Here is a 19,635-nt window from a genome sequence, read left to right as displayed (position 1 = left end):
CATGGATAAGCATATGGATAAGAAAAGCAATGTCTCCAGCCCGGTGATATTACTCCTTTCCTTTTTATTTATCGCGTTGGAAAGCGTCCGCCTTTTCACTGGTAAACAAAGCGCCTATTTTACAGACGCCATCCTGCCGGCCGTATGGATTGCAGCTTATTTTCTCATAATAGCTGCGTTGCTTTTGGCCTGCTTCCTCCTCTGCATCCGGGGAATGCGCCGCCAATGGCACCACCTTTTACGCATTCCCCTGGCCATGTACTTCCTTTATTGCCTGGCGGTAGCCGGCCTTATCCTCACCACCGGCTATGCCCCGCTGATTCTGCCTCCCGTCATGGTGGGAATTATCGTCATCATAGTAGAAATCATCAACGAAAGAACCCTGGTCCGTTGAGCGGGGGAGGTGGAAACGTCCCGGCTCCGGATCCATCCGCCCTTTGTCCGCGCAGGCTGCGGCCGGGCTTCCTTTTCCCGGGCCGGTGGGGCGTGTTTTCAGTTCCAGTCTCAAAAACAGGGTGTTTCTAACCGTTCCCCAATACCGGGCATCTGCCAACGCGGCCAAAACTCCTCCGCAGCGGCCCTGGAAGCTGCGGCGCGTGAAAAGGTTTTGAGGCCTGCTGCGTCGTCAGACAGGCCGCTAAGGGCGGCAGAAGCCCGGCCCTGGGGATCGGTAAGAAACATCTCCGTTTTTTCCAATGGAGCCGAAAACACGCCCCCGCCGGCCCGGGAAAAGGAAGCCCGGCCGCAGCCTGCGCGGGCAAAGGGCGGATGGAACCGGAACCGGGACGTTTCCCCCCTCCACATAAATATAAACCGGTCAGAAAAAGACAAATAAACTGCAAGATTTTACATTTTCAAATGGTTTAGGATCTTTTATTATTTAGTATTAGGATATGTGTGTATGAAGTTTTCCTTTAGGAAATGCTTCATACTGCAGCATATAAAAAAATGGAGGAAATATTTACGATGAACAGCAAGCTTTTACAAGAAAACGGGTTTATGCCCTGGGAGCAGAATCCGGAGTGTTTCCGGATCAATAAGAGAGCGCCTCACAGTGACATTATCCCTTTTCCTTCTCTGGAGGATGCCCTTTCATGGAATAAGGCTGCCAGAAGGGTGACAGATTTGAACGGAATCTGGAAGTTCCGTTATTTTGAGAATCCGGATCAGTGCGACGCCGCATATCCGGAAGGACTGGAAATGGTAATGGATACACATAACTGGGGACATATCCGGGTGCCGGCAAACTGGCAGATGGAGGGGTATGATTATCCGCAGTATGTGAATGTAAAGTATCCCTGGGAAATGACGGAAGATATCATGCCGCCGGAAATCCCCAGAGTTTATAACCCGGTGGGGATTTATGAACGTTCCTTTTTTGCAGAGAAAAAAGACGGAGAGAGGATGTACCTTCGTTTTGAAGGCATTGAATCCTGCGGCGAGGTGTATGTGAACGGAAGCTTCGTGGGCTACAGCGAGGGTTCTTTTACTCCCGCGGAGTATGATATTACCGATTATGCGGTTGACGGGGAAAACCAGCTGGTGGTGAAGGTGCTGCGCTGGTGTGACGGCAGCTGGCTGGAGGATCAGGATTTCTGGCGTCTGTCAGGTATTTTCAGGGATGTGGCCCTGTATACCCTGCCTGAAGTACATATTGGTGACTGGAAAGTGGATGCCCTGCTGGATGAGAATTACCAGGACGGTATCCTGAATGTGGAAGCGGCGCTGGAAGGGAAGGCGGACGGCTGCAGGGTACGGCTGGAGCTTTACAGTCCCAAGGGCAGACAGCTGCTGGATTCTCCCGAGACAGGGGTAAAGGACGGAAAAGCTGCATTTTCCCTGCAGGTGGAGACACCCTGGCAGTGGAGTGCGGAATCTCCTGTGCTTTATACCGTAGTGCTGTATCTGGAGAATGAAGGAGAGGAAACAATTCTGGCGGCACGCTGCGGATTCCGTACCTTTGAATTAAAGGACGGCCTGATGATGCTGAATAACAAGAGGATTGTTTTCAAGGGCGCAAACAGGCATGAGTTCGGCGCTGAATTCGGAAGGGCCATTACGAGGGAAGCCATGCTTAAGGACGTGCTGGCGATGAAACGCAACAATATCAACGCTGTCCGCACCTCCCATTATCCCAACCATCCTTATTGGTACGAGCTGTGTGATGAATATGGTCTTTATGTAATCGATGAAACCAATCTGGAAACCCACGGCAGCTGGACCTACGGCGTACCCGAAGAGGAGCAGCCCGACATGCTTCCGGGAAGCAATCCCCGCTGGACGGGAGCGGTCCTTGACAGAGTGGCGGATATGTATTACAGGGACAGAAATCATCCTTCGGTGCTCATATGGTCCCTGGGAAATGAGTCCTTCTGCGGAACGAACTTCCGTAAAATGGCTGATTTCCTCCGCACCCATGACAGTACCAGGCTTGTCCATTATGAAGGCCAGTGCCACTGCCAGGGGTATGAGGATGTGACGGATATGATTTCCACCATGTACACCCCGGTGGAGCAATGGGTGAAATATGAAGATACTAATCCGGAGAAGCCCGCTATCCTCTGTGAATATGCGCATGCCATGGGAAATTCCTGCGGCAGCCTTATCAAATATACGGAGGCTTTCGAAAAATATTCTAAGCTTCAGGGCGGCTTTATCTGGGATTTCGTGGATCAGGCGATTTTGACAAAGGACAAGAATGGTAAGGATTACCTGGGCTACGGCGGTGATTTTGGAGAAGGCTATACGGATGGGATTTTCTGCGGAAACGGCCTGATGTTTGCGGACAGGACGGAAACTCCCAAGATTAAGGAAACGAGAATCTGCTATCAGAATATGAAATTCGCTGATGCCGACTGGGAGACCGGCGAGGTGACAATCTGCAACAGGAGCCTGTTTACGGATTTATCCGCTTATCGTTTTGTGTGGACGCTGGTTCTTGACGAGGTTTCCTGCGCTCAGGGAAGTGTGGACGTTAAATGCGCGCCCGGGGAAACCGTTAAGGTACGCCTTCCTTTTGCCGGAGAACTGAAAAAATGGAAGGAAGCAGGAAGAGCCTGTCTGGAGGCCTTCCTGAATATGGAAGCGCAGCTGAAGGAGGATACGGCCTGGGCCAGAGCCGGCTATGCTGTTGCAAAGGGACAGTTTATTACCGGCAGCAGGGAAAGCCTTCTTACGGAAAAGAAGGAAGGAAGCAGCCTGAGAGTAACGGAGAATTTCGGCACCCTGATAATTACAGGCAGTGATTTCGAATACCGTTTTTCCAAACGAAGCGGAGATTTCTACAGCATCCGCAGAGGCGGAAAGGAATACCTGAAGGCGCCCCTGGAATGCAATTTCTGGAGAGCGAGTACGGACAATGACCGTGGAAGCAAACAGTCCTACCGTTCCATGATATGGAGATATGCCGGTGCGAATGCCGCCAAATGGACCAATCAGGGAAAGGTTAGCGGCGAGGCTGTGGAGGTGGAGATGAAATTCATCCTGCCCACTACATCCCAGGCAGTGATGGAAACGAAAATCACCATACGTCCGGATGGCAGCATTCTGTTTGACAACACATATAAGGGCGGGGAAAATCTGCCTGATATACCGGAGGCAGGCCTGCTGTTTACCCTTCCGGAAAGCTTTGACCGTTTTGAATGGCACGGCAGGGGAGAACACGAAAACTACATTGACAGGAACAGCTCCGCCTTTGTAGGAACCTACCGTTCCAAAGTGACGGATCGCATGGTGCCTTATCTGATGCCTCAGGAATGCGGCAACATGACAGGCGTCAGGAGGCTTACCGTAATGAGCCGCTGCGGAGCAAGCCTGACCTTTACCGGAATCCCGGAGGTGGAAGCGAATGTCCTTCCCTATACCCCGGAGGAAATGGAGCTTGCCGCACATCAGAAGGATCTGCTCCCTTCCGATAAGACGGTGGTACGAATAAATTACCGCCAGACCGGCGTTGGCGGAGACGACACCTGGAGCCTCAATGCCAGGGCACATGAAGAATTCCGCATCAAAGGCGACGGAACGTATCATTTTGTATTTGAAGTAAAACCGGAATAAAAAAGCGTTAACGCAGTAAAAAACGGCCGCCCCGGAAGCGATGGTAACATCAGAGCTTCCGCAGGCGGCCGTTTCTGTGAAATTATACATCATGCAAGCTGACTCAATACTGTTTGGGCCGCAGCCCCTTCAGGACTCAGGTCATGGAGGCTTTATAAATCTCATCAATGGAGCGTTTCAGCACCGCATTGAATTCTTCGTCCGTCTGCTGCTTCAAAAGCCCTGCGGTAAGCGCCCTGGAAAAGCTTGCGATCAGCCGGTGATTCCTTGCCAGCCGCTGATTGGCTTCCACCTGGCTGTAACCGCCGGACAGCGCCACAACACGCACCACATGAGGATCGTCAATCAGCTCTGCATAAAAATCATCTATGCTGGGTATCGAAAGCTTAAACATCAGCTTCGTATCCGGAGCCAGCGTGCTTAAATGCGCCAGCAGCTCCTTTTTCAGCAGATTTTCCGCCGCCTCCTTGTCGGGAATGAAGATATCCACCTCAGGCTCAAGAATCGGAACCAGTCCGGCATCGGCAATACGGCAGCCAATTTCAAACTGCTGGTCCACGATTTTTTTAATTCCGTAAGGATCGGCCGCTTTGATAACAGACCGCATTTTCGTTCCGAAAATATGCCTTTCCTTCGCCCGTTCCAGCAGTTCCTCCAGATTGTGGATAGGCTTCATCATCCGGACGCCGTATTCCTGTTCCGCAAGTCCCTTGTCCACCTTCAGAATCGGCAGAATCCCTTTCTCTTCCCACAGGTAATCTGCGGTAAACTTCCCGTCAATCTGCCGTTCCATCGTGTTCTCAAAAAGAATTGCCCCCAGAATATGTTCGGAAGTGAAAGCTGGGCTTGTCATAATCCTGGTCCTCATCTCATGGATAAGGTCGAACATCTCCTTATCGCTGTGATAGGCTTCATCCGGAATACCATAGAGCCGGAGAGCCTTCGGCGTGCTCCCGCCGCTCTGATCCAGTGCCGCGATAAAACCGTTTCCCTTGTGCATCCGTTCAAATTGTTCCTGATTCATATATGCTCCCCCTTTTCTGCAGAATTCCGGCAAATTTCACGTCCCGGCCTCTACGATCAGCCATCCGCATATATTCAGCCGATGCGTCCTTCACCACAACTGCTAATCAAAATCAACAAGTTTCTCTATAGTTATATTATACTGCCATATCCGCAAAAACGCCACAAAATATCAGCAAATTCCACAAAAAAATCCAAGGCGTTTTGCCAGAAAGCCCATTCATTTTCCATTATTTATGGCGGGCTAAATCGTAAGTTCACGCCTTTACGCCAAAACATTCCAAAAGCCGCCAATGTCCGGGGCGCGTCCGGCTCCGGCAGAACCGATGTGCGTCCGCTCCAAAGCTGCCGCCAAAACCGCAAAAATAGCGGAAGGCCCCGCAAGTACGGGACCTTCACTTTTTTTTATAATATAATTGAGCAACAGAACCGCATCCATAAGCCTGACTGACACAATTCCGTGTTCCCATCAATTTGTTATAATCATACCCTACAAATGTGACAAAACTATGTACACATTCATAAGAAAAAATAAAAAAAACACGAAAGATTTTATAAATTATTAGGAATAAGAGGAAGAAAGACAGCCGATTGCAGCCGCATCGGATGGCAGGAAGGACGGCGCCGACGCTGATGCATTTATCCTGGTTCCTTCACAATGAATTTCAAAATGTCTTGTGATATTTTATGAAATATAGTAATATGAAGTTAACTTCACGTGAAGTACACTTCATATGAATAAAGGGAGGCTGATAATGAAAACGAAGGTGAAAGAGCTGCGAACCGCATCCGGGATTACCCAGCAGCAGCTTGCCGAATTGGTTCACGTTTCGGCAAGGACAATCATATCCATTGAGAAGGAACAGTACAGCCCGTCCTTAATGCTGGCATATCGGATAGCGGAGGTTTTTCATGTAACAGTGGAGGATTTATGCTGCCTGGAAGAAAACAAAAGGCTGGAGGATCAAAAGTATGAGGAATTGTAAGAAATTAAGCTATACGGATAAAATTAAATGGCGTATCCGTATTTTGTGGATGGTTTTAGCTGCGATGCTGGTTTATATGGTAACGGTGGCGGAACTGGGCGGCGGGGATTCCAGGATTATGACCGGCCTGGCGAAGCAGTTCAGCAGTTTTGTTTTTTTCGGGGGCCTTATTTATGTGGCTTACAGAATTGTCCGAAATAAAAAGCTGCTGAAAAACAGAATGCTTTTAAAGGAACATCTGCGCATGGAGCAGGACGAAAGAAATCAGTATCTGCATGATAAAAGCGGAGGGATCATAGTGGATATCCTGTTATTATCTCTGCTGTTTATCACTGTGACAGCCGCATTATTCAACATGGCGGCCTTTTATACGGCAATCACCATACTGGGGCTTACGGTTGTCCTGAAGGCGGCGGCATACTTCTTTTTCAGCCGCAGATAGGCGCGGGGAGAGGAGAATGCTGCGTCGGATGGCAGCTGAGATGTGATGCTTTTGTGTGTTTCCCATGTAAGAAGTGAAAGGAGAAATCAGATGAGGGCGCTCAGAGTGTTTGGAAGCTTTGTGTATATGACGGCGGTAATTTTTTTCTGCCTTTGCATTTCCGCCGGGCCGTTATGTACATTTACGATTAATAACGTGATTGTGGGGCGTGCAGTATCCTCCAGAGTACTGGACGAGGTATACAGGGTCTGGCCGGAAGTGACCTATGGACAGATGGAGGCCATAGAGAAGGGGATTACGGACAGCGCTGCGCTGCAAAGGCTGACCGGCGATCTCCTGGATGCCATGGCTGAAGAGGCGGTAATGGAAGAGACTGCAAAAAGCGCGGAAATGGCAGAAGCAGCCGGAAGGACCGGAAATGAAGCTGCCATATTTCTGATGGATAAAACGGTGGAAGAACTGAAGGAGGGTATTTACTCGGAAGTGATAAAGGAAATGGGAGAGCTTCTGACAGAGGAACAAAAGACGGTACTGGAGGATGGGATAGAAATTCAGGTTAATATAATAGCGGACGGTCTTAAGACGGTCGCAGCCGGTATACTTGGCGACGTTTATCTGCCGGTAAACGGCCCGCTGCGGCTGTATGCCGCGTTGACTTCTTTTCAGGCAAAGGCTGTTGCGTTCCTGTTTCTTTTTGCAGGTGCCGCCGCCGTATTCTGGGCCTGCAGGGGATGGTCTGCAGGGCTCCGCCTGCTGGCCTGGGACAGCATAGCCGCAGGCCTGCTTACCGGAGCGGCCATACCCTTTGCCATTTCATCATCAGCCCGTTTCCTGACCAACCGGATTCTGGGAAGAACGGTGGAGATTACGCTGACGCCTCTGTTATTCTGCGGCGGGATACTGTCTGCCGCAGGGCTGCTCTTCCTTGCCCTGGCGTATGTGCTGCAAAAACACCGATCTGACAGGCTGTAAAATACTGTTTGCGCCAACTGGACAAACCGCTGGAAAAATCCCCCTGCCACAGATTACAAAAAGGGCAGAGACAGTCAAGCGGCTGTAGTACAGGTATGGTATGGTAATAAAAAAAGGAGGGACAAAAAATGTACGCTTGGGAACAGATACAGCAGACGGTTGACTATATTGATAAGCATCTGGGAGAGGAGCTTGCCATAGATAATCTGGCAGAAATGGCCTCACTGTCACCTTTTTATTACCAGAGACTGTTTAAGCGGTTGGTAAAAAAGCCGGTGGGTGAGTACATTAAGCTCCGCCGCATGGGTAAGGCGACGGAGGCGCTGTTGCAGAAGGACAGCCGCATTTTGGATATTGCCCTGGAGCTTGGCTTTACCTCACATGAACATTTCACCAGGACGTTTAAGGAAACCTTCGGCATGACGCCGGAGGAATACCGCCGTAATCCGACAACCTTAAACCGCATGACCAAACCGGAGCTTTCCCTGAATTATGTATTGGTGGGGGAAGGGGTTCCCCTGGTAACGGAGGGGATTGTCATTGAGGTAAAAAGAGAACAGACGGAAGAAGCCGTCAGATATGCGGGCTTTGAAAAGAAAATGCCGGTTGCCTTCCTGGACGGCATCGGATGCGACTCCGGAGTGGATCCCCTTGGACAGCTGTGGGACGACCTGCATGAGGCAAAGGATAAAATACCGGGCCTTATGGAGAGCGGAGAGGAAGCCGGGGTTACGCTGCCCTGCAGTGAGGAAGGGTTTTTCCGTTATTTTGCGGGCGCAAGAATCCGGCCGGACGCTGCGGCTTCAGGATATTCGCAGTGGGAGCTTCCCGCAGGGGAGTATGTCGTGTGTTCCTTTGAGGCGGAAAATTTCATGATGCTTGTGACGGATGCTCTTTACAAGGCGCTGAATTACGTTTACGGGGTGTGGCTTCCCGGCCACGGACTGCAGACGGAAGGCTTCTGCGCCGAGCTTTATGTCAGCCATACCATGGAAACAACGAGCATGGAAATCTGGATGAAGCTTATTACAGACAGGGAAGAAAAAACGGAATAGTCTTAAAAACGCCTGCCGGCAATTTCTCCGGCAGGCGTTTTTGACTTCTTTAGCAGCACCGTCCCCTCAGGCGGGAAAAAGAAAAAGGGCGGCGGTGGTGAACAGGAAGCAGAGTATAATTCCGCAAACAGTTGGTACAAGAAAGGAAAGCAGCGTCCATTTCAAGCTCCCCGATTCCTTTCGGATCGTAAGGAGGGTGGTGGCGCAGGGCCAGTGCATCAGGGAAAAAAGAAGGGTGCTTACCGCCGTAATCCAGGTCCAGCCGTTGGCGGTAAATAGCTGCATCAGCTGTACTCCCTCCACTTCCAGCAGACTCCCCCTGGCCATATAGGTCATAATAATGATGGGAACTACGATTTCATTGGCCGGAAGCCCCAGAAGAAAACCGGTGAGGATACAGCCGTCCATGCCAAGCCGCCGGGCGAAGGGATCAAGAAAGCCGGTGAGCGCCGTAAGCAGCGTGGTCTGTCCGGAAAGCGGCACATTGGCCAGCACCCAGATGAGCAGCCCGGCAGGCGCGGCGGAAATTACGGCCCTTCCCAGCACCTTCAGCGTCCGGTCAACAATGCTGCGCACAATCACCTTCAGGATCTGGGGCCTGCGGTAGGGCGGCATTTCCAGAGTGAAGGAAGAGGGGACGCCCTTCAGTATGGTGGCGGAAAGCAGCCTGGAGACGAGGAAGGTCATCAGGACGCCCAGCACAATGAGCGCCACCAGGATGCACGCGCCAAGCAGAGAGCCGGTCAGCCCGCCCGCCCCGCCGATGAGGAAAAGCGTGATGATGGACAGCATGGTGGGAAAACGGCCGTTGCAGGGGACAAAATTATTGGTGATGATGGCGATAAGCCGTTCCCTGGGCGAATCGATAATCCTGCAGCCGGTGACGCCCGCCGCGTTGCAGCCGAAGCCCATGCACATGGTAAGCGCCTGTTTCCCGCAGGCAGAGCAGCTTTGGAAGCACCGATCCAGGTTAAAAGCCACTCTGGGAAGGTAACCGAAATCCTCCAATAATGTAAAAAGCGGGAAAAAAATAGCCATGGGCGGCAGCATGACGGAAATGACCCAGGCCATAACACGGTAAACACCGTGAAGCAACACATCCGTCAGCACTGCAGGAACGCCCGCCAGGGAAAAGAGCAGGGCCAGCCGGTCCTCCAGCCCGAACAGCAGCCGTGACAGCAGGGCGGAGGGATAATTCGCCCCGGTTATGGTAAGCCAGAAAATCCCAAGCAGCCCAAGCAGCATGATGGGGAAGCCTGTAAGCCTGCTGGTGAATATGCGATCCAGCTTCCGGTCTTTTTTATCACAGTCCTCATCCGGGTAAAATACAACGCCCTTGCAGACCCGTTCTGCCGTCCGGACAAAGGCGGAAGCCAGATCATCATGGAGCTGCTCCCTGCTGATGCCACGATCCTCAAGCATCTGGCGTATCTCCTCCAGCGTGCCTGAAATTTCCGGAATGGCAGCCGGATCAAAGCCCAGATAATTTTTCAGCGAAGCCTGCAGGCTTTCGTTGGCGTCCAGCAGACGGGCGCCTATAAAACGGGCGGAGGGGAGCTTTTTTCCGGAAGCGCTGCAGATCCTTTTCAGCCGTGGGACGAGGAGGGACAAGGCTTCCTCAATGTATTCCGGATAGACTACCCGTGGAGTGGACGCTTCAGGCAGGGCGCTGGAACGGCCGGAAAGGGGCGAGGAAAAGAGCATCTGCTCCAGTTCATCCAGAAGCTCATCAAGTCCCCTGCTGCTTCGGGCCGTAGTGCCGGCAACGGGAAGCCGCAGACGGAAGGAAAGCAGGGAAAGATCCAGCCGGATTTTCTTTTTACGGGCTTCGTCCAGCAGGTTGACGCACAGAAGGACGGGCCTGCCGGCTTCCATAATCTGCAGCACCAGATTCAGGTTCCGTTCCAGGCAGGTGGCATCGCAGACAACAATCACGGCGTCCGGCTCCCCGAAACATATGAAATCCCGCGCTACCTCCTCCTCTGCGGAGTGTGCCATGAGGGAATAACAGCCCGGGATGTCCACCAGGGTATAAGTATTATCATGAAAGGTGCAGGTCCCCCGGGCATTGACCACGGTTTTGCCCGGCCAGTTGCCCGTATGCTGCTTCATGCCGGTAAGGGCGTTGAAAATAGTGCTTTTTCCCACATTGGGATTTCCCGCCAGGGCGATGACCTTTTGCTGCGTTTTTTCCTGCGCAGGAGAAAGACAGGTCTGCTGCAGGGTCAGTGCTGCCGCTTTACTTTTCATGAGACGCCTCCTTTGCCAGAAGGATATTCTTTGCATCTTCCCTGCGCAGGGCAATGACTGTGCCGCGTATCCGGTAGGCGGTGGGATCGCCCAGAGGGCTTCTCTGGAGACAGGTCACCGCTGTTCCCGGAATAAAACCGATATCCTGAAGACGTCTGCGCATTTCCCCACAGGCGTTAAGACCGCTGATTCTGGCAGAGTACCCGGGTTCCAGCCGGGTCAGAGAAAAAAGGTCTGTCATTCGTTGCCTCCTTCATTCCGCCGGGGCCGGAGCGCATTTGAAAATCCATTCCTTCTATAACGTGCACGGCAGCAGCGTTTTTTGCGTTAATCGGAGCTTTCGCAAAAAAGACTGCAAAACGCAGTATACCGCCGTTAGAAAACAATTTTCAAATACGTTCTCAGGCGGACTGCTGACAGGCCCCGACGTATCATTCCAGTTTAATATATGCCGTATAAAAAAATGCGTGCATAGGGGGCGATAACCGGATCGATTGTGCCAGGAAAACGGACGGGTGGGGGTTGGCATTTTGACAGAAGTACGATAAAGTAGTAGATAGGACAGGTAATGGGAAAATGTGAAGGAAGAGAACCGTTACAAAAAGGAAAGAAAAGAGGGACGAGGATGCTGGAAGCAGGAACAGAAGGGTATCAGGAGCTGGTGGTAACCATGGAGGATACGGCGCTTGCTGCGGGAAGCGGGGGACTGCGGGTGCTGGCCACGCCGGTGATGTGCGCGCTTATGGAAAAGGCCTGTTGGAAAAGTGCCGCCGGGCTGCTTGGAGAAGGAGAGGACACGGTGGGAATTTCGCTGTCCGTCAGGCATGTGGCGGCGACGCCGGTGGGCATGAAGGTGTGGTGTAAAAGCTGCTTAACCCAGGTGGAGGGAAGAAAACTGACGTTTCATGTGGAGGCGTACGATGAAGCCGGCCTGATTGGAACCGGAGAGCATGAACGGGTTCTGATTCAGGCGCAGCGTTTTCAGGAAAAGGCGGATGCAAAGAGGAAGCCTGAGAAGGGAAAGGAGTAAAAAAGAGGATGGGAAGGGAACAAAAAAGAAAGAATATTGTGCTGCTGATGACGGATCAGCTGCGGGGAGACTGTATGGGCTGCGCGGGGCATCCGGATGTGAAGACCCCTTATCTGGACACACTGGCGTCCAAAGGGGTGCGGTTTGAAAATGCCTATTCGGCCTGCCCCTCCTGTGTGCCTGCCAGGGCGGCGCTGCATACGGGACTGACGCAGGAATCCCACAGAAGAGTGGGCTATGCGGACGGCATCCGCTGGGAGTATCCGCACACTATGGCGGGAGAACTGACGAAGGCCGGTTATTATACACAGTGTGTGGGGAAAATGCATGTGGATCCCCTGAGAAATTATCTGGGCTTCTGCCATGTGGAGCTGCACGACGGTTATCTTCATTATTACAGGGATCCGGAAATCCCTTACCGGGAGAACCAGAAGCAGGCGGATGATTATTTCCATTGGCTCAAGCAGGAGAAGGGCATCGACTGTGATGTGACCGACACCGGCCTGGAATGCAATTCCTGGGTGGCAAGACCCTGGATTTATGAGGAGAAATACCACCCCACCAACTGGGTGACGGACCGCTCCATCGATTTTCTGCGCCGCAGGGATCCGGATATGCCGTTTTTCCTTTTCACCTCTTATTTAAGGCCCCATCCGCCGTTTGATGCGCCCCAGTGCTATTTTGATATGTACAGGAACAAAGAGCTGACGCCTCCGGTGGTGGGAGACTGGTGTGACGAAGAGGCGCTTCGCGCCAGGGGCAGGATTTTTGATTCGGATACCGGCCCGCTGGATCCGGAGCTTGTACGGGAAATGCAGATTGGCTATTATGCCTGCATCACCCATCTGGATCATCAGATCGGGCGGCTGATCCAGGCGCTTGTGGAAAATAAGCTGTATGACGATACAATTATCCTTTTTGTCTCCGACCACGGCGAGCTATTGGGGGATCATCATCTGTTCCGCAAGAGCCGTGCTTATCAGGGCAGCAGCCGTGTGCCCTTCCTTGTTTCAGGCGGCGGCTTCCGGCCGGAAAAACCCGGCAGTGTGAAGACGGATGTAGTGGAGCTTCGGGATGTGATGCCAACGGTGCTGGAGGCGGCAGGCGTACAAATCCCCGACAGCGTGGAGGGAATCAGCCTTTGGAATACGGCGCTGAAGGAAAGCGGGACCCCTGAAGTGAGGGAATACCTGCATGGAGAGCATACGCTTGGCGAAGCGTCCAGCCACTGGATCATCACCAGGGACGAAAAATATATCTGGTACTCCCAGACCGGAGAAGAGCAGTATTTCTGGATTGCGGAGGACCCGGAAGAGCTGCATAATCTCATCGGCAGCGAGACAGCAAAGGAAAGGGTGGAGGCGCTGCGCGGCCTGCTGATCCAGGAGCTTCAGGACAGAGAGGAAGGCTTTGTCCGGGAGGGAAGGCTGGTAACCGGATGCGAGCCGATCGTCTGGCTGACCAAAGGAAAATAGGCTGTTGTGGTTTACAGGACAGCCGCAGGCTGAACTGTCAGGAGGATGGAACCTGTTGCCAGGGAATCTGTCAGACACACATCAGGGAATCCGCCAGACAGTTATGAATTGACAACCCAACAAGAAAATGATACATTAAATCTCAGTAAATCCTGCGTTTAAGGCCGCTTTTGGCAACCGTTCGGCTATCCGGCCGGTTGCCGCCCCTATCCACAGTCAGCTTTGGGGACGGGGCGCGGCCTGACAGAAAAAATAAGAAAATCGGAGAGGTACAGAAAAGTTATGCATTGGTCAGACCGAATTGCACAGGAAATTATCAGGCGCCGCCCTGATAAGGAAGAATATGTATGCGCCGCCGGAATCAGTCCGTCCGGCTCCATTCACATCGGGAATTTCAGAGATATTGCGACAAGCTATTTTGTGGTAAAGGCATTAAGACGCCAGGGAAAGAAAGCGAGGCTTCTTTTTTCCTGGGATGAATTCGACAGGCTCCGCAAAATCCCGGTAAATGTTGCCAAGATTGCCAGACCGGAGGGAGAGAGGCCCTGGGATGAGTATATCGGCTATCCTTATGTGGACGTGCCCAATCCCTATGATGACGGCTGCCCCAACTACGCAAAGCATTTTGAAAATGAGTTCGAGGAGGCAATGGAACGTTTCGGCATCCATATGGATTACCGTTACCAGGCCGAGATGAACCGTTCCGGAAAATATGCCCAGTATGTGATTCATGCGTTGAAGAAGCGTGGAGAGATTTTTGACATCCTGGACAGCTTCCGTACCCAGAGCGCCCAGGAGGGAGAGCGTGAGAATTACTATCCTGTGAGCATCTACTGCCCTCACTGCGGCAGGGATACCACGAAAATCCTCTCTCTTTCCGATGACTGCACCGTGGCGGAATATGAATGCGCCTGCGGACATAAGGGAACCTTTGACTTTACGAAGGACTTTAACTGCAAGCTGGCCTGGAAGATCGACTGGCCCATGCGCTGGATGTATGAGGGCGTGGATTTTGAGCCGGGCGGAAAGGATCATGCCAGCCCGGGAGGCAGCTATGATACCAGCCGCGTAATCGCGAAGAAAATATTTGATTTTGAAGCTCCTATCTTCCAGGGCTATGAATTTATCGGGATCAAGGGGGCAACCGGCAAAATGTCAGGCTCATCAGGCCTGAACCTCACGCCGGATACCCTGCTGAAGCTGTACCAGCCGGAAATGATTCTCTGGCTGTACGCCAAGTCCGAGCCTACCAAGGCCTTTGATTTCTGCTTTGATGACGGCATCCTGCGCCAGTATTTTGAATTTGATAAGCAGTACAATGACTTTATGGAAGGGAAGGGGGATGAATTCCTCAATACCGTAATGGCAAACTGCTTGCTGGAAACAGGGGAAGAGGATGGAAGGCCGGTTTACCGTAAGATCGAAACCGTGCCCATGAGCCTCCTTGTCCAGCTGGGCTCCGTCGTGGATTTCAACGTCCCCATGCTGGAAACTGTATTCGGCAAGATTGGCCAGCCCTTTACCTATGAACAGTTTAAGGACAGGCTGGACAGGGCGAAATACTGGCTGGAGCAGTGCTCTCCTGAAAACGTGAACCGCCTCAGGCCTTACAGGAACTGGGAGGTTTATGAGACCCTGAATGAAGAGGAAAAGAAGGAAATCGCCCTTCTTCATGACTATATTAAGAACGGCGGCTACGATCTGGATGAACTGAACCAGGAGCTGTATGCCATCCCTAAAAAGGTGATGGGAGAACTGCAGGATCCCAAGGAACTGAAGAAGATCCAGGGACAGTTCTTTAAAAATGTATACCGCCTTCTCATCGATAAGGAGAAAGGCCCCAGACTTTATCTGTTCCTTTACGCCATTGAGCCTGAGAAATATGTGAGCCTTCTGGATTTCTCCACACCCATGACGGAAGAAGAAAAACAGTCTCTGATAAAAGAAGAGCCTGCGCCGGAAGAAACGGAGAAGAAGCAGGTACCGCTGGGAGATCCCGATCCGGTGGAGCCGATCCGTGAGGAAATTGATATCGAAGAATTTTCACGCATGGACATGCGCGTATGTAAGGTGCTGAAATGTACGGAAATCAGAAAGTCACACAGCTGTTATAAGCTGACGCTGTTTGACGGCCTGAAGGAACGCGTGATCGTATCCAGCATCAAGAGCTATTACACGCCGGAAGAAATGATAGGGAAGAAGATTATCGTCATTGCGAATCTGAAGCCTGCCAGATTTTCAGGTGTTACCAGCGAAGGAATGCTGCTGGCGGCCACGAACAATGCCTGCGGCTGCCAGGTGATCTTTGTGGATGATATTGTGCCGGAAGGAACAAGGATCTGCTGATAATGTAATGATGAAGAAGCAGATAATTGTGGTTTTGCCATGGTTTCGATACAAAAATAACACGGCGGTACCTTCTTGATACCGCCGCATCCTAAAAAAGGGCGGCTTTAGCACACCCTCCATAGTCCCTTTTTTTAAAGAAAAACGGCGGTTTTGATTGTTATTTCAAAACCGCCGTTTTAAGTTGCGCCAAAATAAATTATATGGCTGTCGGCAGATATATTTTGTGCGGCACATGCCACTTGTGACCGCACGAAATCAGCATCTTTTTCAACTAAAAGGGAAATGCAACCTAAAATTGCGGGATTGACAGAGTAAAATGATAGACATTCTAATTGCTTTTGCTATACTGAACGATAGTAAGGAGGAAAAAAGATGACATTTGGAGAAAAACTGTATAAGTTACGAAAGGCACAAGGGCTTTCGCAGGAAGCCTTGGCAGAAAAATTGAATACGAGCAGACAGGCTGTAAGCAAATGGGAAAATAATAACGGTTATCCCGAAACAGAAAAAATAATCTTAATCAGTCAAATATTTCAGATAACATTGGATGAATTGCTGATGGATGATAAGGAGCCGGGCTCTAAAGAAGAAAGAAATTTTTCGGAGGAAACAAAGGGATTTTATGTAAGCAGGGAAACAGCAAATGGTTTTTTACTCTATTACAAAAAGAAATTCCTGCTGTTGGCGGCGGCGTGTGGAATAGCGTTAGGCTGTAATTCTGTATCTTACACATCAACAGAGCATTATTTGTTTGCTTCCAGTATCGCTCCAATACTTACAACCATATCAATTATGATGTTGCTTGCTATCGTAATTTATATTGCCTTGAAACAAAATCCTTATAGAATGCTTCGTAAAAAGGAACTTGTTTTTGATGAAGAAGTACGAACGGAAATACAAGAGGAATTTACTAAAATGAAGAAAATGCTTGTTAGTGGTATTGCGATTGGACTTGTGATATTTGGAGTAAGTAACAGCGGTTGGGGGATTTTCATATTTGAGAATATGAATTATACAAATATTCTGTTTTATATCGTATTTTCCATGATTTTAACAGGTATCAGCAGCTTTATTACATTTTTTTGCATAGGAATTTATTGGTCTTACTCACTATTGCTCCGAACCTCCGAAAGAAAGGACAGGTGATTTCCTATGAAGGAATCTCACTATATCGAAGTCAAAAATCTTGTTAAAAGCTATGGCACAGGAGATATAAAAATAAACGCTGTTGATCATGTGAGTTTCTATGTTGATAAAGGGGAATTTATCGGAATTATGGGGGCTTCCGGTTCCGGCAAAACCACAATCTTAAATATTCTCTCTACCATAGATACCATGTCGGACGGACAGGTTTTTTATGACAAGGTTGATATATCAAGAATGAATGAGGTTGAACTGTCTGACTTCCGGCAGAAAAATCTTGGATTTGTCTTTCAGGACTATAATCTTTTAGATACATTAACTATTGAGGAAAACATTATGCTTCCTATGTCTCTTAGCGGTGACAGAAAGGAAGAAATTGAAAGTAAAATAAAGAATATATCGGAACTCTTACATATTGTAGATATTTTGCATAAATTCCCGTATGAAGTGTCCGGCGGACAAAAACAGCGTGCTGCTTGCGCAAGAGCGCTTGTCAACAGCCCCAAACTGATTCTTGCTGATGAGCCAACAGGAGCATTGGATTCGAAATCATCTGCCATGCTGCTTCGTACCTTACAGATTATGAACAGGGAATTAGGTGCGACCATTTTAATGGTGACGCATGATGTGTTTTCAGCCTGTTATTGTGAAAGGATTTTATTCTTGAGTGACGGAAAAATATGTGCTGAATTAAACCGGGAAAATATGAACAAAAAAGATTATCTGAACCGTATACTTGATATACAGTCCCAAATAGGGGGTGAGGATATTTATGCTGAATAAACTTGCATTACGAAATGCGTGTAGATTGTGGAAAGACTATCTGAATTATTTTTTGACCTTATGTATGATAACTGCCATTACTCTTTCATTTCATTCGCTGCTCTTTTCAAAAGACATTTACGAAATGATTTATTACGGAAATAATGGGGAACTATCTACGGCAGGAACTATGCTGATTGCTTTTATGTCTGTTTCCACAATGGCAATTTTCATCATAGTAGCCTGGCTAATCAATTATATGACCCGTTTTATTTTAGAAAAAAGAAGCCGGGAATTTGCTATTTATTTGTTATCTGGAATGAGGAAAGAACAAATTGCAAGTCTTTATATGAAAGAAAATCTTTATCTTGGCTTATGCGCTCTTTTCGCAGGACTGATTTTCGGCAGTGGATTACAGCAAGTGTTATTTTTCATTTTTTATAAAAGTATCGGGAAAAATTACAAGGTAAATGTAAAAATATCAGCGGGCAGCATTATATTGACGGTTATTTTGTATGGAGTTTGTTTTTTTGCAGCCTTGTTTCGGAACAGGAAGAAGTTTTCCCGCATGGAAATAATCAATTTAATTAATATGGATAAGCAGAACGAAACAGTAAATGAAAAACGAAACACCATATGGGAAAGACTATTCTTTCTATCTGTAGGAAATATATTTCTTTTATATTTTCTGATTTTTACAGGCAGGATAACGAAATGGACAGCAATATTGGAAATGATAGGGCTGACCTTTACGTTTTACTTTTTCTATTTAGGACTTTCCGCTTTCCTGATGAAATATATAAAAAGGAAAGGAAGGTTAATCTATAAAAAGGAATATTTATTTCTGATAAGGCAGTTTTCCTCAAAAATGCGGAATACCTGTTTTGTTCTTGGAACATTAAGCCTTTTATTTATGTTTGCGTTAGTCGGAAGTTCGCTGGCATTTATGTTAAGCGACTATCAAAACAAACAATTAGATGTAGAATATCCATTTGACATTATTATAATCAGCGACAATACGGGCAATGACTTTTCTAAAGAAGAATCATTAATAAATGACAATATAACTCCACGGGATATATGGAAATATTGTGTATACCAAAACGGAACAAGTGATATGGGCGATTATTTGTATCGGAATTTAAAGGCTTTTTCTGATAGGGACAGCGATCCGGTTATGGCAGAGGGAAAACGGAGTATCGCTTATTATGATTATGATGTGTTTATGGGAATCAGCGATTATAACCGTTTGCGGGAAATGCTGAATTTAACGCCTGTTACTTTGCGAGACGACCAGTACTTAATTCATATAGCAAACCGTGTATATCAGGAAATTAAGGATAAAAGTGCAGAGCTTCCCGACAGCCTGAACATAGGGCTTGATTTTGCCGGATTCAAAACAGAGGGATTGGCACAAAATGGGCATAATGGGACCGATTATTTACTGGTTGTGCCGGATAAGGAACTTGCTGGAATGAAAAAATATTTTTCCCTTATGGCAGTTATGGCAAATGGAGATGTGCCGGAGAATTTGACAGAATGCTTATATGATTTGGCTGGAAAAGTACGGGGATATGATGAATTGGCTGATTACATAAGAATTGGGAGCGAAGAACTTTTTTTAATGCCCGCTGCAATACAAGTCAAAAGCCGGGAGGTTTTGGAACTAAAGTTTTTAATGAGCACCTTATCATTTCCTTTATTTTATATTGGGTTAGTGTTTTTATGTGTATCCCTTACGGTTCTTTCCGTACAACAGTTAAGCGATTCCAATAAATACAAGGTTCGTTATCAAATTTTAAACAAACTTGGAATGGGTAAGAAAAGAATCAGACTGGTGGTGGCAAAACAGCTATTTTTCTATTACCTGTGCCCTGTTATCCTTTCGGTTATTATCAGTGCAGTATTTATATTATATGTAGGACGGCAATTTGTGATTTATACAGGAATACACACAGAATGGATTTTATATTTTTGTATTTCATTGATTAGTTTTTTAGGAATATACATTTTCTATTTTATATTGACATATATACAGTTTGAAAAGAATATTGCGCTGAATAGAAAGTAAAATTCTTTATGCAAAACATCA

15 protein-coding genes are annotated in these 19,635 nt (G+C 48.7%); 12 read left to right on the top strand and 3 right to left on the bottom strand.

Annotated elements, in window-relative coordinates:
* Position 1 precedes the first annotated feature (1 nt).
* The gene (locus DXC51_RS17490) at positions 2-394 is read left to right on the top strand and encodes a hypothetical protein (RefSeq protein ID WP_117545046.1); all 393 of its coding nucleotides are present in this window, start codon (positions 2-4) and stop codon (positions 392-394) included.
* A gap of 572 nt (positions 395-966) precedes the next feature.
* A complete protein-coding gene (locus tag DXC51_RS17480; protein WP_181970129.1) occupies positions 967-4,056 on the top strand; it encodes a beta-galactosidase, LacZ type in 3,090 nt (1,029 codons plus the stop codon).
* 136 nt (positions 4,057-4,192) lie between these two features.
* Here DXC51_RS17480 and DXC51_RS17475 read toward each other — a convergent pair whose 3' ends face one another.
* Positions 4,193-5,080: a fructose bisphosphate aldolase gene (locus tag DXC51_RS17475; protein ID WP_021637513.1), complete on the bottom strand. Its 888-nt coding sequence runs from the start codon at positions 5,078-5,080 to the stop codon at positions 4,193-4,195.
* 754 nt (positions 5,081-5,834) lie between these two features.
* Between DXC51_RS17475 and DXC51_RS17470 the strand changes: the two genes are divergently transcribed.
* From DXC51_RS17470 to DXC51_RS17455, 4 genes are all read left to right on the top strand, one after another.
* Positions 5,835-6,065 carry a helix-turn-helix transcriptional regulator gene (locus DXC51_RS17470; RefSeq protein WP_117545043.1) on the top strand — a complete coding sequence of 77 codons (231 nt, stop codon included), beginning with the start codon at positions 5,835-5,837 and terminating at the stop codon, positions 6,063-6,065.
* On the top strand, positions 6,052-6,507 hold the full coding sequence (locus DXC51_RS17465; protein ID WP_117545042.1) for a hypothetical protein: 456 nt from the start codon (positions 6,052-6,054) through the stop codon (positions 6,505-6,507). The genes DXC51_RS17470 and DXC51_RS17465 overlap by 14 nt, the downstream gene beginning before the upstream one ends.
* A 90-nt stretch (positions 6,508-6,597) precedes the next feature.
* Positions 6,598-7,479: a hypothetical protein gene (locus DXC51_RS17460; protein ID WP_117545041.1), complete on the top strand. Its 882-nt coding sequence runs from the start codon at positions 6,598-6,600 to the stop codon at positions 7,477-7,479.
* Positions 7,480-7,607: 128 nt separating this feature from the next.
* Positions 7,608-8,534 carry an AraC family transcriptional regulator gene (locus tag DXC51_RS17455; protein ID WP_117545040.1) on the top strand — a complete coding sequence of 309 codons (927 nt, stop codon included), beginning with the start codon at positions 7,608-7,610 and terminating at the stop codon, positions 8,532-8,534.
* Between the two features lie 66 nt (positions 8,535-8,600).
* On the opposite strand, the gene feoB is transcribed toward DXC51_RS17455, so the two are convergent.
* Both feoB and DXC51_RS17445 read right to left on the bottom strand, forming a co-directional pair.
* Positions 8,601-10,784: a ferrous iron transport protein B gene (feoB, locus tag DXC51_RS17450; protein ID WP_117545039.1), complete on the bottom strand. Its 2,184-nt coding sequence runs from the start codon at positions 10,782-10,784 to the stop codon at positions 8,601-8,603.
* The gene (locus DXC51_RS17445; protein ID WP_021636440.1) at positions 10,774-11,025 is read right to left on the bottom strand and encodes a FeoA family protein; all 252 of its coding nucleotides are present in this window, start codon (positions 11,023-11,025) and stop codon (positions 10,774-10,776) included. The genes feoB and DXC51_RS17445 overlap by 11 nt, the downstream gene beginning before the upstream one ends.
* Before the next feature lie 327 nt (positions 11,026-11,352).
* Between DXC51_RS17445 and DXC51_RS17440 the strand changes: the two genes are divergently transcribed.
* The 6 genes from DXC51_RS17440 (at position 11,353) to DXC51_RS17415 (ending at position 19,614) form a co-directional block, all read left to right on the top strand.
* Complete coding sequence (locus DXC51_RS17440; protein WP_330406292.1) at positions 11,353-11,814, top strand: thioesterase family protein; 462 nt, start codon at positions 11,353-11,355, stop codon at positions 11,812-11,814.
* An 8-nt stretch (positions 11,815-11,822) separates the two neighbouring features.
* Positions 11,823-13,289: an arylsulfatase gene (locus DXC51_RS17435; RefSeq protein ID WP_117545038.1), complete on the top strand. Its 1,467-nt coding sequence runs from the start codon at positions 11,823-11,825 to the stop codon at positions 13,287-13,289.
* Between the two features lie 282 nt (positions 13,290-13,571).
* On the top strand, positions 13,572-15,635 hold the full coding sequence (gene lysS, locus DXC51_RS17430; RefSeq protein WP_117545037.1) for a lysine--tRNA ligase: 2,064 nt from the start codon (positions 13,572-13,574) through the stop codon (positions 15,633-15,635).
* 375 nt (positions 15,636-16,010) lie between these two features.
* Positions 16,011-16,784 carry a helix-turn-helix domain-containing protein gene (locus DXC51_RS17425; protein ID WP_117545036.1) on the top strand — a complete coding sequence of 258 codons (774 nt, stop codon included), beginning with the start codon at positions 16,011-16,013 and terminating at the stop codon, positions 16,782-16,784.
* Positions 16,785-16,790: 6 nt separating this feature from the next.
* Positions 16,791-17,564: an ABC transporter ATP-binding protein gene (locus tag DXC51_RS17420; RefSeq protein ID WP_102288354.1), complete on the top strand. Its 774-nt coding sequence runs from the start codon at positions 16,791-16,793 to the stop codon at positions 17,562-17,564.
* Positions 17,554-19,614 carry an FtsX-like permease family protein gene (locus DXC51_RS17415; RefSeq protein ID WP_117545035.1) on the top strand — a complete coding sequence of 687 codons (2,061 nt, stop codon included), beginning with the start codon at positions 17,554-17,556 and terminating at the stop codon, positions 19,612-19,614. The genes DXC51_RS17420 and DXC51_RS17415 overlap by 11 nt, the downstream gene beginning before the upstream one ends.
* Positions 19,615-19,635: the final 21 nt, after the last annotated feature.

This window comes from Eisenbergiella massiliensis, from assembly GCF_003435485.1.
This window is presented reverse-complemented; position numbering and strand designations above follow the sequence as displayed.